At 71.9% G+C, this 14,794-nt stretch carries 13 protein-coding genes; 7 read left to right on the top strand and 6 right to left on the bottom strand.

What is annotated here, in order from left to right:
• Window positions 1-3: 3 nt before the first annotated feature.
• The 5 genes from dxs to ACQPZF_RS28815 form a co-directional block, all read right to left on the bottom strand.
• The gene (gene dxs, locus ACQPZF_RS28835) at window positions 4-1,830 is read right to left on the bottom strand and encodes a 1-deoxy-D-xylulose-5-phosphate synthase (protein WP_433262207.1); all 1,827 of its coding nucleotides are present in this window, start codon (window positions 1,828-1,830) and stop codon (window positions 4-6) included.
• Entirely contained in the window at window positions 1,827-2,753 is a 927-nt protein-coding gene (ispH, locus tag ACQPZF_RS28830; RefSeq protein ID WP_433262205.1) for a 4-hydroxy-3-methylbut-2-enyl diphosphate reductase, read from the bottom strand. The genes dxs and ispH overlap by 4 nt, the downstream gene beginning before the upstream one ends.
• A gap of 205 nt (window positions 2,754-2,958) precedes the next feature.
• A complete protein-coding gene (locus ACQPZF_RS28825; protein WP_433262203.1) occupies window positions 2,959-3,999 on the bottom strand; it encodes a family 2 encapsulin nanocompartment cargo protein polyprenyl transferase in 1,041 nt (346 codons plus the stop codon).
• A gap of 100 nt (window positions 4,000-4,099) precedes the next feature.
• Window positions 4,100-5,506, bottom strand: a complete 1,407-nt coding sequence (locus ACQPZF_RS28820) for a family 2B encapsulin nanocompartment shell protein (protein ID WP_433262201.1) — start codon at window positions 5,504-5,506, stop codon at window positions 4,100-4,102.
• A gap of 27 nt (window positions 5,507-5,533) precedes the next feature.
• Window positions 5,534-6,940, bottom strand: a complete 1,407-nt coding sequence (locus tag ACQPZF_RS28815) for a family 2B encapsulin nanocompartment shell protein (RefSeq protein WP_433262199.1) — start codon at window positions 6,938-6,940, stop codon at window positions 5,534-5,536.
• A 704-nt stretch (window positions 6,941-7,644) separates the two neighbouring features.
• Between ACQPZF_RS28815 and ACQPZF_RS28810 the strand changes: the two genes are divergently transcribed.
• From ACQPZF_RS28810 to ACQPZF_RS28795, 4 genes are read left to right on the top strand one after another with little or no spacing between them, the layout of a single operon-like run.
• On the top strand, window positions 7,645-8,061 hold the full coding sequence (locus tag ACQPZF_RS28810; protein ID WP_433262197.1) for an acyl-CoA thioesterase: 417 nt from the start codon (window positions 7,645-7,647) through the stop codon (window positions 8,059-8,061).
• Window positions 8,058-9,155: a zinc-binding dehydrogenase gene (locus ACQPZF_RS28805; protein ID WP_433262194.1), complete on the top strand. Its 1,098-nt coding sequence runs from the start codon at window positions 8,058-8,060 to the stop codon at window positions 9,153-9,155. The genes ACQPZF_RS28810 and ACQPZF_RS28805 overlap by 4 nt, the downstream gene beginning before the upstream one ends.
• A gap of 59 nt (window positions 9,156-9,214) precedes the next feature.
• Complete coding sequence (locus ACQPZF_RS28800) at window positions 9,215-10,021, top strand: cyclase family protein (protein ID WP_433262192.1); 807 nt, start codon at window positions 9,215-9,217, stop codon at window positions 10,019-10,021.
• Window positions 10,018-10,704 carry a SecDF P1 head subdomain-containing protein gene (locus ACQPZF_RS28795; protein ID WP_433262190.1) on the top strand — a complete coding sequence of 229 codons (687 nt, stop codon included), beginning with the start codon at window positions 10,018-10,020 and terminating at the stop codon, window positions 10,702-10,704. The genes ACQPZF_RS28800 and ACQPZF_RS28795 overlap by 4 nt, the downstream gene beginning before the upstream one ends.
• Window positions 10,705-10,777: 73 nt before the next feature.
• Here ACQPZF_RS28795 and ACQPZF_RS28790 read toward each other — a convergent pair whose 3' ends face one another.
• Complete coding sequence (locus ACQPZF_RS28790; RefSeq protein ID WP_433262188.1) at window positions 10,778-12,283, bottom strand: diguanylate cyclase domain-containing protein; 1,506 nt, start codon at window positions 12,281-12,283, stop codon at window positions 10,778-10,780.
• Between the two features lie 59 nt (window positions 12,284-12,342).
• Between ACQPZF_RS28790 and ACQPZF_RS28785 the strand changes: the two genes are divergently transcribed.
• The 3 genes from ACQPZF_RS28785 to ACQPZF_RS28775 all read left to right on the top strand — a co-directional run bounded on the left by ACQPZF_RS28785 (window position 12,343) and on the right by ACQPZF_RS28775 (window position 14,651).
• Window positions 12,343-12,861: a MarR family winged helix-turn-helix transcriptional regulator gene (locus tag ACQPZF_RS28785; protein ID WP_433262186.1), complete on the top strand. Its 519-nt coding sequence runs from the start codon at window positions 12,343-12,345 to the stop codon at window positions 12,859-12,861.
• A gap of 452 nt (window positions 12,862-13,313) precedes the next feature.
• Complete coding sequence (locus ACQPZF_RS28780; RefSeq protein WP_433262184.1) at window positions 13,314-13,937, top strand: DUF4360 domain-containing protein; 624 nt, start codon at window positions 13,314-13,316, stop codon at window positions 13,935-13,937.
• Between the two features lie 72 nt (window positions 13,938-14,009).
• Window positions 14,010-14,651, top strand: a complete 642-nt coding sequence (locus tag ACQPZF_RS28775) for a DUF4360 domain-containing protein (RefSeq protein WP_433262182.1) — start codon at window positions 14,010-14,012, stop codon at window positions 14,649-14,651.
• Window positions 14,652-14,794: the final 143 nt, after the last annotated feature.

Below are 14,794 nucleotides of genomic sequence, written 5' to 3'. Positions count from 1 at the left end.
CGGTCAACTGTGCTCCTTCAGTCGTTTCAGGACGGTCGTGGTGATGCCGGCCGCGTCGAGGCCGTGCGCCCGCAGGATCTCCGCGCGCGAGCCGTGCGGGAGGAAGCTCGCGGGCAGCGCGAACGTGCCGACCCGGGTCGACGCGCCGACCGCCGCCAGCGCCTGCGCGAGGCGTCCGCCCAGCGCCCCGGTGGCCGTGGTGTCCTCCACCGCGAGCACCAGCCGGTGCGCGGCGGCGATCTTGACCAGCGCGGGGTCCAGCGGCGCGATCCAGCGCGGGTCCACGACGCGGACCGGGACGCCGTGCCCGGCCAACTCCTCGGCGGCGTCCAGGCAGGCCCGCGCCATCGGCCCGACCGCGACCAGCAGGCCCACCGGGTCCGGCACGTCCCGCAGCACGTCGCACCGCCCCACCCGGCGCAGCGCGGGGATGTCCGGCCCGGCCGAGGACTTCGGGTACCGGATCGCGGTCGGCCCGTCCGCCACCGCGACGGCCTCCCGCAGCAGCTCCCGCAGCCGTTCCGGGTCGCGCGGCGCGGCCAGCCGCAGCCCCGGCACGACGGGCAGCACGGACGCGTCCCACATGCCGTGGTGGCTCGGACCGTCCGGCCCGGTCACCCCGGCGCGGTCGAGCACGAACGTCACCGGCAGCCGGTGCAGCGCCACGTCCAGCAGCACCTGGTCGAACGCCCGGCTCAGGAACGTCGCGTACACCGCCACCACGGGGTGCAGCCCGGCCATCGCCAGCCCCGCCGCCGACGTCACGGCGTGCTGCTCGGCGATGCCCACGTCGAACACCCGCTCCGGGAACCGCGCGGCGAACGCGTCCAACCCGGTCGGCCCGCGCATGGCGGCGGTCAGGCACACCACGTCCGACCGGTCCGCGCCGATCTCCGCGATCTCCGCGCCGAACACGTCCGTCCACGTGCGACCGCCGCCGGACCCGGCCGCGGACACGGTGTGCAGGTGGTCGGCCTGGTCCTGCTCGGCGAGCGGGTAGCCCCTGCCCTTGCCGGTCACGCAGTGCACCACCACGGGACGGCCCACCGCCGCGGCCTCGTGCAGCGCGTGCTCCAGCGCCACCGGGTCGTGCCCGTCGACCGGCCCGAGGTAGGCCAAGCCCAAGTCCTCGAACAACGTTCGCCGCCGGCCTTCGCCCAGTGCGGCCGGCCCGTCCGTGGTCGGCTCGTGGGAGCGGTGTTCGCGCGGTGCGGCCAAGCCGTCCGTGGTCGGCCCGTAGGAGCGGCCTTCGCGCAGTGCGGCCAGGTGCGCGGCCAGCCCGCCCGTCGTCGGCGCGTAGGAGCGGCCGTTGTCGTTCAGCACGACCACCACCGGGTGGGCGGTGCCGGCGAGGTTGTTCAACGCCTCCCACGCCATGCCGCCGGTCAGCGCGCCGTCCCCGACGATCGCCACCACTCGCCGGGAGGAACCCTTGAGCCGCAACGCCTTCGCCACCCCGTCCGCGTAGGACAGCGCGGTGGACGCGTGCGAGTTCTCGATCACGTCGTGCGGCGACTCGGCCGCCGACGGGTACCCGGACAGGCCGCCGGCGCGGCGCAGCGTCTCGAACTCCGCCGCGCGCCCGGTGAGCACCTTGTGCACGTACGCCTGGTGCCCGGTGTCCCACAGCAGCACGTCGTGCGGCGACTCGAACACCCGGTGCACCGCGATGGTCAGCTCCACCGCGCCCAGGTTCGACCCGAGGTGCCCGCCCGCGCGGGTCACCCGCTCGACCAGGAACCGGCGGATCTCGCCCGCCAGCACCGGCAGCGCCGACGGCGGCAGCGCCCGCACGTCCCGGGGACCGGTGATGGCCTCCAGCAGCGTCATCGCGGCCTCACCGACGAGGGCAGGGTGAACCGGATGGTCTCCCGGGTGGTCTCGCGGACCTGGACGTCCCACGCGCCCAGCGCGGTGATCACCTCGTCCACCAGCCGCGGCGGCGCGGACGCCCCCGCGCTCACCCCGATCACCCGCACCCCGTCCAGCCACTCGGGCCGGATGCCCGACGCGTCCTCGACCAGGTGGGCGGGCGCGCCCTGCCGGCGGGCCAGCTCCACCAGCCGCACCGAGTTGGACGAGTTCGCGGAACCCACCACCAGCACCAGGTCCGCGTCCTGCGCGATCTCGCGCACCGCGTCCTGCCGGTTGGTCGTGGCGTAGCAGATGTCGTCCGACCCCGGGCCTCTCAACGCCGGGAATCTTCCCCGGAGCGCGGCCACCACCTCGGCCGTCTCGTCCACCGCCAGCGTCGTCTGGGTCAGGTAGGACACCCTGGTCGGATCGGGGACCTCCAGCCGCTCGACGTCCGCGACCGACGCCACCAGCACGATCCGCTCCGGGGCCTCGCCGAGCGTGCCCTCCACCTCCTCGTGGTCGGCGTGCCCGATCAGCACCACCGTGTCGCCGCGCGCCGCGAACCGCCGCGCCTCGGCGTGCACCTTCGTGACCAGCGGGCACGTCGCGTCCACCACGTCCAGCCCGCGCCGCGCGGCCTCCGCGCGCACGGCGGGGGACACCCCGTGCGCGGAGAACACCACGGTCGCGCCGTCGGGCACGGCTTCCAACTCGTCCACGAACACCGCGCCCCGCTCCTCCAGTTCGGCGACCACGTGCGTGTTGTGGACGATCTGCTTGCGGACGTGGATCGGCCCGCCGTGCCGCGCCAGCAGGTGTTCGACGATCTCCACCGCCCGCTCGACGCCGGCGCAGAACGACCGGGGCGAGGCGAGCAGCACAACGGGAAGGACCATGCCGGGGCTCCTGACTCAGTGGTCGCGAGGGGTGGCGGGCCAAGCGTCGCGGTGGGCGGCGGGCTCAGTGATCGCGGCGGATGGCGGGCTACGTGGTGGTCGCGGTGGATGGCGAAGCCAAGCGGTCGCGGTGGGCGGCGGGCCAAGCGTCGCGGTGGATAGCGGGCCAAGCGTCGCGGTGGGCGGTGGGCGGTGGGCGGCGGGCTCAGTGGTCGCGGTGGATGGCGAGGCGGGCGAGGGCGTCCAGCTCCCGCTCCGCCCGCTCGGCCGGCCCGGCGGACCGCAGGTGGGCCCGCGCCCGCGCCAGCAGCTCGTCGGCCCGGCCCCGGCTCCACGCCCGCGCGCCGGACGCCTCGATCAGCTCCGCCGCCCGCACCAGCTCCACCCCGGACAGCTCCCGGTCGCCGCGGTACAGCGCGTGCAGCTCGCGCGCCGCCGGCGTGCCCGAGTCCAGCGCGGCCACCACGGGCAGGGACTTCTTGCGGTTGTGCAGGTCCGAGTACACCGGCTTGCCGGTCACCGCCGGGTCGCCCCAGATGCCCAGCTCGTCGTCGGCGAACTGGAACGCCAGGCCCACGTGCTCGCCGAACTCCCGCAGCCGCGCCACCTGCTCGGCCCGGCCGTCGCCGAACATCGCGCCCAGCGCGCACGCCGCGCCGATCAGCCCGGCCGTCTTGTTCTCCGCCATCCGCACGCACTCGGCCAGCCGCACGTCCGTGCGGTCCTCGAAGGACAGGTCCGCCGCCTGGCCGTCGTGCAGCCGCTGCGTCGCCTCGGACAGCACCCGGATCGACGGCGCCGCCGCCGAGTGGCCGCTGCCCGCCAGCAGGTCGAGCGCCAGCGTCAGCAGCGCGTCGCCGGCCAGGATCGCCGCGTTCACCCCGAACGCGGTCCACGCCGTCGGCCGGTGCCGCCGGGTGGTGTCGCCGTCCATCACGTCGTCGTGCAGCAGCGAGAAGTTGTGCACCAGCTCCACCGCCACGGCCGCCGGCAGCGCGGTCTCCGCCGTGCCGCCCACCGCCTGCGCGCCGAGCAGCACCAGCGCCGGCCGCAGCGCCTTGCCCGGGTCCGCGCCGGTCGGGTGACCGTGCTCGTCCCACCACCCGAAGTGGTAGCCCGCGATCACCCGCATCGAGTCGGGCAGCCGGTCCACCGCGGCGCGCAGCGCCGGGTCGACGCCGGCGCGGCTCCAGCTCAGCACCTCCCGCGCGGACCGGTGCGCGGAGGGGACGTCCAGGTCGGTCATCGGCTGGCTCTCCTGTTCGGGGGGTGCGCCCGGAAGAGCCGCGCGCAGGAGTGGGTGGACGGCCGGGCGCCGGGCCCGGCCGCCGTGCGCCGGTGTGCCGCTAGTAGCGGCCGATCTCCACGTGCTCCAGCACGCCGAGCGCGTCGGGCACCAGGACCGCCACCGAGTAGTAGGCGCTGACCAGGTAGGAGATGATCGCCTTCTCGTCGATGCCCATGAACCGCACGTTCAGACCCGGCTGGAACTCGTCGGGGATGCCGGTCTGGTGCAGCCCGATCACGCCGTTGTCCTGCTCGCCCACGCGCATCGCGAGGATCGAGCTGGTGCCCTGCCGGGAGATCGGGACCTTGTTCGACGGCAGCAGCGGCACCCCGCGCCAGGTCGTCACCCGCGTGCCGTCCACGTCGGCCGTGCCGGGGTACAGGCCGCGCCGGGAGGCCTCCCGGCCGAACGCGGCGATCGCCCTCGGGTGGGCGAGCATGAACGCCGTCTTGCGGCGCCTGCTGAGCAGGTTGTCCAGGTCGTCCGGGGTGGGCGGCCCGGTGCGGGTGTGGATGCGCTGCTTGAGGTCGGCGTTGTGCAGCAGGCCGATCTCCCGGTTGTTGATCATCTCGTGCTCCTGCCGCTCGCGCAGGGCCTCGATGGTCAGCCGCAACTGCTGCTCGGTCTGGTTCATCGGCTTGTTGTAGAGGTCCGCGACGCGGCTGTGCACCCGCAGCACGGTCTGCGCCACGCTCAGCTCGTACTCGCGCGGGGACAGCTCGTAGTCCACGAACGTGGTCGGCAGGTCCGGCTCGCCCTCGTGGCCCGAGGCGATGTCGATCGCCGCCTCGCCGTGCTTGTTCTGCGGCTTGTCCCGGTTGCCCGCCACCTCCCGGAGGTGCGCGCGCAGCGCGTCGGCCGAGTCGCCGAGCTGCTCCACCGCGCGCCACGGCAGCACCAGCGCGATCACCGGCGTGACGGCCTTGACGGTGCACTCCCAGTCGGCCTCCTGGCCGGTCAGCACCTCGGCGCCGAAGTGCTCGCCGTCGGCCAGCGTGTCGAGCACGGTCTGGTCGCCGTACTCGCCCCGGCCGATCTTGTTCACCTTGCCGTGCGCGAGGAGGTAGACCTCCTCGGCCCGGCGGCCCGCCTCGACCAGCACGTCGCCGGGCGCGAACTCGCGCTGCTGGAACCGCCCGGCGAGGGCGACCAGCACCTCGTCGTCGGGGAAGTCGCGCAGCGCGGGCAGCTCCCGCAGTTCCTGCGGGATGACCCGGATGTCGGCGCCGGTGCTGGTGAACGTCACCCGCCCGTCGCCCACCGCGTAGGTGAGCCGGCGGTTGACCCGGTAGGTGCCCGCCTGGGTCTGCACCCAGGGGAGCTTGCGCAGCAGCCATCGGGGGGTGATGCCCTGCATCTGCGGGACGGACTTGGTCGTGGTCGCCAGGTTCCGCGCGCCCGCGGTGCTCAGGCTCTGTCGCCGCTCGGCCTCTTCGGCGTTGAGGCCGGGGTCTGTCACGGTCACGTCAGGTTCCCAATCTCGTTGCGGGGACTAGTCTTCGCGGCCGAGTTCCACGTTTTCGAGCACGCCGAGCGCGTCGGGCACGAGGATCGCGGCCGAGTAGTACGCGCTGACCAGGTAGGAGATGATCGCCTTCTCGTCGATGCCCATGAACCGCACGCTGAGACCGGGCTGGTACTCGTCGGGGAGGCCGGTCTGGTGCAGGCCGATGACGCCCTGGTTCTGCTCGCCGGCGCGGAGCAGCATGATGGAGCTGGTGCGGGTCTTGCTGATCCCGATCTTGCTGCACGGCAGGATCGGCACGCCGCGCCAGGCGGGCACCTGGTGGCCACCAAGGTCCACGCTCGACGGGTAGAGGCCCCGTTTGTTGAATTCACGGCCGATCGCGGCGATGACCTTCGGGTGCGCCAGGAACGCGGTCGGCTGTTTCCACACCACGCCCAGCAGCTCGTCCAGGTCGTCCGGGGTGGGCGGCCCGTTGCGGGTGTGGATGCGCTGCTTGAGGTCCGCGCTGTGCAGCAGGCCGAATTCGCGGTTGTTCACCATTTCGTATTCCTGGCGCTCGCGCAGCGCCTCGATGGTGAGCCGCAACTGCTGCTCGACCTGGTCCATCGGCTGGTTGTACAGATCGGCGACCCGGCTGTGCACCCGCAGCACGGTCTGCGCGACGCTCAGCTCCAATTCCCGCGGGCTCAACTCGTAGTCCACGAACGTGCCGGGCAGGTCGGGCTCGCCCTCGTGGCCGGACGCGATGTCGATCTCGGCCTCGCCGTGCGCGTTCTGCCGCTGCGCGCCGGGCGCGGACAGGTGCTGGATGTGCGCCCGCAGGCCGCCCGCGTTGCCGTTGAGCCGCTCGAAGTCGTCCCAGCTCAGCGCGAGCGTGATGACGGGGGTGACGGCCTTGACGGTGAACTCCCACTCGTCCTGCGGGCCGGCCAGCACCTGGTCGCCGAAGTAGTCGCCGTTGGCCAGCACACCGAGCACCGTCTGGTCGCCGTACTCGCCCTGGCCGATCTTGTTCACCTTGCCGTGCGCGATGAGGAACACCTGGTCCTGGGGCCGGCCGGCCTCCACGATCACGTCCCCCGGCGCGTACTCGCGCTGCTGGAACACGCCCGCCAGCGCGGTCAGCGCCTCCACGTCGTCGTAGCCGCGCAGCAGCGGCAGCTCGGTCAGCTCCTGCGGGATGACCTGTACGTCCGCGCCGATGTTGGTGAACGTCAACCGCCCGTCGCCGACCGCGTAGCTGAGCCTCCGGTTGACCCGGTAGGCGCCACCGGAGGCCTGCACCCAGGGCAGCACCTTGAGCAGCCACCGGGACGTGATGCCCTGCATCTGCGGGACGGATTTGGTGGTCGTGGCCAGGTTCCGGGCCGCTGCTGTGCCGAGGCTCAGCCGGGGCCGTTCGATGTCCACGTCCGAATCGGTCACAGTCACCAGTACACCGCCAATCGGATTTCGCTCATTGGTCCGGACCGACGGTAGTGAGGCCGAATGCGGGACGGGAAGCGGCCAACACGGCGACGCTCCATAGGGCTATGCGGAGCCACTTTGGACACTCGCCGTGGAGGTCTTGCTCGACGCAAGTATCAACGGGTGATTTTAGTCGGCGTTAGGGGTCATATTCTGCTCGAACTGGAATCTGTAACTCTTTCGCTGTATCCGGGTTCACTCGAAAAGGTTGTTGACTTCTGCTGGAAGTAGCGCGGGAGTCGTCATACCGCAGAAGTGCGGCTTGAAGATCAGCCATTGGAAGGCAGTCCCGTGCGGGAATTCGGGGAGATATCCCGCCCGCTCACCGTTTCCGTGGTAGTCGATCGACGGGCGGTCGGCGCGGAGCGTGCGGGGTTGGTCCGTCCGGTCACGCAGCGGTGGTCCGGCCGGGAATGCGCGAGGACGTCGTGTGCGCCCCGAGAAGTGGCCGCGATGTCATTCGGTCAGGGGGTCGAAGTCATTCGATCGGGGGTTCAGGAGGGTGGGCGGTGGAGTCCGGGCGACCGGTCCGAGGGCGAAAACTAACACTGGTAGAAAATTTCGGCCGGAGGTCTTCCGCCCGCCGCCCGCCGGCCGTAAGCAGGACGAGCGGAGCGCCGCGGCGGGTGGCGGGCCGACGCGGGGTGCTCGACTGACGAGGAGGTCGTGTGCGCGAGGACTACCGGCACTGGCAGCGGATTCCGACCAGGTGGGCGGACAACGACGTGTACGGGCACGTGAACAACGTCGTCCACTACGCGTTCATGGACACGGTGATCAACACCTGGCTGATCGCCGAGGCGGGGTTGGACATCCACGGCGGCCCGGCGATCGGGCTGTGCGTGGAGTCCCACTGCAACTACCGTGCGCCCATCGCGTTCCCCGAGGCGGTGGACGCCGGGCTGCGCATCGGCCGGCTCGGCCGGTCCAGCGTGCGCTACGAGGTCGGGTTCTACCCCGAGGACCGGGACGACGTGGTGGCGGAAGGGCACTTCGTGCACGTGTTCGTGGACCGCGCGACCCGCAAGCCGGTGGAGATCCCGGCCGGGCTGCGGACCGCGATGGCAGGGCTGGTGGTCGCGTGAAGGTCCGCGGCGCGGTGCTGGCTTCCGTCGGCGGTCCGCTGGAGGTGCTGGACCTGGAGCTGGACCCGCCGGGGCCGGGCGAGCTGCTGGTGCGGGTCGGCGCGACCGGGCTGTGCCACTCCGACCTGTCGGTGATCGACGGCTCGCGGCTCCGGCCGCTGCCTATGGTGCTGGGGCACGAGGCGGCCGGCGAGGTCGTGGAGACCGGTCCCGGCGCGGAGTTCTCGGTCGGCGACCACGTGGTGCTCTCGTTCGTGCCCGCCTGCGGGTCGTGCCGGCGGTGCGTCGCCGGGCGGCCCGCGCTGTGCGAGCCGGGCGCGGCGGCGAACCGGGACGGCACGCTGCTCGGCGGCGGGCGGCGGTGGCGGCTGCCCGACGGCACGCGACCCCACCACCACCTCGGGGTGTCGGGGTTCGCCGAGCACACCGTGGTGTCGGAGAAGTCGGCCACCCGGATCCCGGCGTCGCTGCCGTTCGACGTGGCCGCGCTGTTCGGGTGCGCGGTGCTGACCGGCGCCGGCGCGGCGTTCCACAGCGCGTCGGTCGTGCCCGGCGACCGGGTCGCGGTGTTCGGGCTCGGGGGAGTGGGGCTGGCCGCGCTGCTCGCCGCACGGGTCGCCGGGGCGTCGCAACTCGTCGCGGTGGACCTGGTGGCGCACAAGCGGGCGCTGGCGCGGCGGCTGGGCGCCTCGCACGAGGTGGCCGGCGGTCCGGACGCCGTCGAGGCGGTGCGCGAGCTGACCGGCGGCGGCGCGGACAAGGTCATCGACACCACCGGGGTGCCGGCCGTGCTGGAGCAGGCCTACCTGGCCACGGCGGCGGGCGGGACCACCGTGGCGGTCGGGCTGCCGCACCCCGACCGGACGGTGGCGCTGCCCGCGCTGAGCCTGGTCGCCGAGGAGCGGACGCTGAAGGGCAGCTACCTGGGGTCGTGCGTGCCGCGCCGGGACGTGCCCCGGTTCATCGGCCTGTACGAGGCCGGTCGGCTACCCGTGCACGAGCTGCTGTCCGGGCGGCTGGAACCGGACCGGCTCAACGAGGGGTTCGCCCGGTTGGCGTCCGGTGAAGCCGTCCGGCAGGTCGTCGTCTGGTGACGGCCCGGCGGTTAAGGTTGCCCGGATCGGGTGACGGCTAGCTGGAGGAGTGGTCGGCGGTGCGCAGACGGTCGATGCTCGCGGGCGTGGTTTCGACAGTGGGCGGGATGGTCGTGACGGGTGCGGGGACGGCCGGGGCGGCGGCCCCGCCGGGCTTGCGGGACTACCGGCTCGTGAACCTGGCGCACGTCAACGATCCCGACCGGACCAACGTCTACCCGGGCGACCCGGAGTTCACCGCGACCACGGTGGCCACCGTGCCCGAGGACGGCTTCTACCTCCAGTACGTGCGGCAGGGCGAGCACACCGGCACGCACTGGGGCGCGCCCGCGCACTTCAACGAGGACCAGCCGCACGCCGACGAACTCGACGTCGAGGACCTGTTCCTGCCCGCCGTGAAGATCGACGTGCGGGAACGGGCCGCGCGCGACGCCGACTACGCGGTCGGCGTGCGGGACCTCCAGCGCTGGGAACGCGAGCACGGGCGGATCCCGGACGAAGCGGCGATCGTGCTGTGGACCGGCTGGGAGGACCGCTGGGGCACCCCGGCGTTCTACAACTTCGACCAGGCGGGGCAGATGCACCAGCCGGGGTTCTCGCTGGAGGCGGCGCGGTGGCTGGTGCGGACCGGGCGGCTCGGGCGGCGCGGCGCGCTGGGCACCGACACGTTCAGCGTGGAGCCCGCGGTGGACACGTCCTACTCGGTGTCCAAGCTGCTGTACCGGGAACACCGGATCAGCCTGGAGATCCTGGCGAACCTCGCGAAGCTGCCGGCGACCGGCGCGCACATCCTGGTCGGCGGCACCGTGAACCGGCGCGGCTCCGGCTCGCCCGCCAGCATCTACGCGTTCGTGCCGAAGCGGTGAAGGCCGTCCTGGTCGCGGCCCTGCTGGTGCCGGCGGGGCTGGTACTGGCGGGCTGCACGACCGCGGGCACCCCGACCCCCGCCACCGGCGCCGCCGCCCTGCCCGCCGGCCGCTCCGTGCTGCTGTTCCGCCCGGTGCTGGCCGCGCAGTCGCCCACCACGCCGACCAGCCAGGCCGGCGGCGTGCCGCGGGCACTGGAGCCGTCCACCGCGCCGCAGCAGCAGGCGATCGAGGCGGAGCGGAAGACGCGCCAGGACCCGGCTCTGGCGAACCCGGCCGACCACCAGCCGCTCGTGTCGGCGTTCCGGTGCCCGGACGAGGACCCGCTGGCGGGACAGGACGACCCGGCCCTGCCACTGCTCACGTGCGACCGGAAGACCGGTGAACGGTTCGTCCTCGGCCCGGCCGCGCTCGGCAACGACGACATCGCCCGCGCCACCGCGCGGCCCGACGAGAACAGCGGCGGGTTCGTGGTCGAGGTCGAGTTCACGCCAGGCGGCGCGGAGGCCTGGGGCCGGCTCACCGCCGAGTCGGTGGGGCAGCGAATCGGGCTGGTGCTCAACACTTCGGTGTTGTCCGCGCCGAGCGTCAACGAACCGATCCTGGGCGGGACCGCGATCATCTCCGGTCAGTTCGACCGGTCCGAAGCGGAGGAACTGGCGGCGAGGCTGGGCGGGCGCTAGCGCGCAACCTCGCACCCGAACCAAACTCGCCCCTGAGGTCCCGCACCCGAGGCGAGCCGAGCGACCACCGCCGTCAGGGATGGATCACCAGTCCCCGGCCACCGTCGCGTTTGGCCGCATACATGGCTTTGTCGGCGCGTTGCAGCACGGACTCGGCGGTGTCCTCCGGGTCCGGGTCGGCGCACACCACCACGCCGACGCTCGCGCTGACGTCCTCGCCCAGCGCGTCGAGGATGCGGAACGCGACCTTCTCAGGTTCGTCCACACCCTTCACCAGCACGCCGAACTCGTCACCGCCGAGCCGGGCCACCACGTCGGTGTCGCGGACGCAGTCCCGCAGGCGTCGGGCGACGCGTTCGAGCACCGCGTCGCCCTGGGCGTGGCCGGAGATGTCGTTGACGGCCTTGAAGTCGTCCAAATCCACGAACAGCAGGCCGAACGGCGTGCCGTCGTGGTGGGCCGCCAGCGCCTCGTCCAGGCGGCGTTCGAACAGCGCCCGGTTCGCCAGCCCGGTGAGCGCGTCGTGGTGTGCCTGGTGCGCCAGGGTGCGTTCGGATTCCCGCAGCATCGCGGCCAGCTTCGCGTTGTCCACAATGGTCGCGAGCTGGCGGAGGATCACGGCCACGAACACCGTGAAGCCGCAGCCGATCTCCACCGCGTCCAACGGGGCCAGGTCGCCGATCGCGGTCCGGCGCAGCACCAGCACGCTGCTCACCAGCAGTGGCACGTAAGGCATCAGCAGGTACGCCCACTGCCACGAGCGGGCGGTGCGGGTGGGCGCCGTGTGCGGCGCGGTCGGCACGAGGGCGGCCAGCGCGATCAGCACCGGGCCGATCACGAAGCCCGCGTTGGCCAGCGGCGGCACCTCCGGGGCCTGGACGCTCACCAGGTAGGCGAACGCGCCGTCGGACGCGGCCAGCCCGACCAGGCCGAGGCCGAGCAGCCGCAACTGGGGCCGCAGCACGACTTTCCGGTCCGCGCCGAGCACCACCACGATCACCAGCAGCACCAGGTCGGTCAGCGGGTAGGCGATGGCGACCAGGAACGCGGCCGTGCTGGGGTTGCCCGTCTGCACCAGGCCGCCCAGCGACGTCGTCCAGGTGAGCAGGAACAGCGAGCCGACCACGATCAGGCCGTCCAGCAGCAGCACCAGCCGGGCGCTGCGGGACCGGCGGTCCAGCAGGGCGTCCGGGTGCTCGGACCGGCGGTGGCTGCCGATCACCAGCAGCGCCACGAACGCGAACGGCACGATGCTCAGGTAGCCCGCGTCGGCGGGCGACGGCGACGGCACCGCGCGCTTTTCGACCAGTTGGTACCAGGTCCACAGGCTCTGCCCGACCGACCAGCCGAGCATGCCGAAGCCCGTGACGACCCGCCACACCCGGTCCGGTCCGTGCGCCCGGCGGGCCGTCCACCAGCAGGAACCCGTGGCGAACAGGCCGGTGGCGAGTTGGGCGAGGTCGTCCAGCGCCACGGCGGCCTCACCGGTGACGACGTCGAAACTGGCCGCGACGGACGCGGCGGCGGCCAGCGCGAGCGCGATCGCCGCCGTGATGCCGAACCGCCTCGTCCCGAGCACGCCGGTAAGTGTGCCGCATTCGCGTTCCACGGACCGGCCGGCCCTGCGAGGATGCGCAGGTGGCAGAGCAGGAGGTTCCCGTCGCGGACGACGTGGTGACAGAGCAGGACTACGAGCGGTTCGCGCGGCACCGGATCGCGGAGTTCGGCGGTGACGCGGAGGCGTTCGGCCTCTCGTACAACGTGCTCCACCTCGCGTACATGATGATCACGGACTACGAGGCGCTGGTGCACCGCGAGCAGGGGTGGACCATGCCGGGGTTCCGGCTGATGTTCAAGCTGTGGATCCTGGGCCCCACGCAGCCGGCGCGGCTGGCCGACCTGTCGGGCACGACCCGCTCGGCGATGTCCAACCTGATCAACACCCTGGAGCGGGCGGGCCTGGTCGAGCGGACCCGCGACGACCAGGACCGGCGGGTGGTGTTCGTGGCGCTGACCGACGAGGGCCGGCGGTCCGTGGCGCGGGTGTTCCCGAGCCAGAACGCGCGTGAGGCGCGGTGGTTCGAGGTGCTGGACCCGGCGGAGTGCGCGCAGATGGTCGAGTTGATCCGGCGGGTGGTGGCCGCGCGGCCCGATTGATTCGACGAGGTGTTTGCCGGCGTCAATGCGAAGTCGAATTCGACGTGCGCCGGCCGTGTCGGTCGGCCTCCGAACGATGCGCTCCGCCGCCCCCGAGGCTGCACCGCGAGTGGGGGCGACATATCATCGATACCGGTCGGATGGTCACCTGATGGGGTGATGGCCGGTGCCCTTTGTAAAGAATCCCGGCGGCCCGTCGATTGTTCTCGGCGGTGTGTCGGATTTTAGGGCGGAGCGCCGTCCGAACGGGAGAGACAGTATTTCCGGAAAAGTGTGGTTGAAAGTTGCCGCACTTCCCGGCAGGTGGTCAGCGGGGCTGTCGGGAAGTTTTCGCCGGCAACCTGCGGAGGTTTGAAACTTGGTTGCCACCCGGTTGGCGGAACGGGGGGCCGGAATCCTGCGCTACATTTCCACAGCGCCGCCGCGTCATCACGCAGGAGAAAGGCCATTTTATGCTGACCACATTAGCAGCGGCCGTCCTCGCCCTGTCCGCTGTCGTGCCCACGGGCGGCGCCGCGCAGGCGGAAGCGCCTCCCGATTACGTGACGGTGGAGGTTCGCACGGTCAACGGCTCCGGCTGCCCGGCGGGCACCACGGCCGTCGCGCCGTCACCGGACCGCACCTCGTTCACGGTCACCTACAGCGAGTACCTGGCCGAGACCGGCCCCGGCTCCGAGCCGACCGGCTTCCGGAAGAACTGCCAGCTCGGCATCCAGGTGAACTACCCGCAGGGCTTCACCTTCGGCATCGCCCAGGCGGACTACCGGGGCTTCGCCCACCTCCAGTCCGGCGCGACCGCGCTCCAGCAGGCCGGCTACTACTTCCAGGGCCAGTCGGGGACCGCGCGCAAGGGCCACACGTTCCGCGGCCCGCACAGCGACAACTGGCAGGCCACCGACAGCACCGAGTGGGGCTCGATCGTGTTCGCCCCGTGCGGTGAGAAGCGCATCTTCAACGTCAACACCGAACTGCGGGTCAACGCCGGCTCCTCCAAGGGCACCAGCTTCATCGCCATGGACTCGACCGACGGCAACGTGAACACCCGCTACCACTTCTCCTGGAAGCGCTGCAGCTAGCTTTCGGACAGGCCGCCGCCGCGACATAGCGACAATCATCGCCGCCGCGCGAACTAGTCGGAAGGTGCTTTCATGCTGAATTTCGTGGCCGCAGCCGCCCTCGCTTCGTCAGCGATCATTTTTCCTCCCGGGGGCGCACCCAGCGATGTGCCACCGCCGGGCGTGATCTACGTCGATGTGGTGACTGTGAACGGCTCGGGCTGCCCCAAGGGCTCCGTGGCTACGGTGGTCTCGGACGACCGTCAGGCGTTCACCGTCACTTACAGCAAGTACATCGCCAAGGTCGGACCGGGCACCACGGCAACGGATTTCCGGAAGAACTGCCAACTGGCCCTCGACGTCAAGGTGCCGCAGGGCTTCACTTACGGCATCGCGAAGATCGATTACCGGGGGTACGCGAAGCTGGATCGCGGTATCACTGGAGTGCAGAAGGCGAACTACTACTTCCAGGGCTTGTCGGAGACAGTGTACAAGTCGCATTCATACGACGGGGCGTATGACGACAACTGGGAGGCTGTCGACCAGATCCCGATCGGCGCCGTCGCTTACGCGCCGTGCGGTGAGAAGCGGAACTTCAACATCAACACCGAGTTGAGAGTCAACGCCGGGGCGACCACCCCGAAGGCGATCAGCATGATGACCATGGACTCGACGGACGCCGAGCTGAAGACCACCTACCACTTCGCCTGGAAGACATGCCCGCCGCGCAGGTAGCGGGCAGGGAGGCGGATCCGGTGTGACCGACGTGGACGGTCCGGGCAGGCGCGCGGCTGCCCGGACCGTCCCACGTCCGGGTGGTCTCCGGCGTGTGCTCCGGCCGGCCCGATCACCGGGTGGGCACGCTGGTGGGGCCACGG

The organism is Actinosynnema sp. CS-041913 (assembly GCF_050942485.1).
Lineage (GTDB): Bacteria > Actinomycetota > Actinomycetes > Mycobacteriales > Pseudonocardiaceae > Actinosynnema.
The sequence above is the reverse complement of the archived record's forward strand: the minus strand, read 5'-3'. Positions and strand labels throughout refer to the sequence as shown.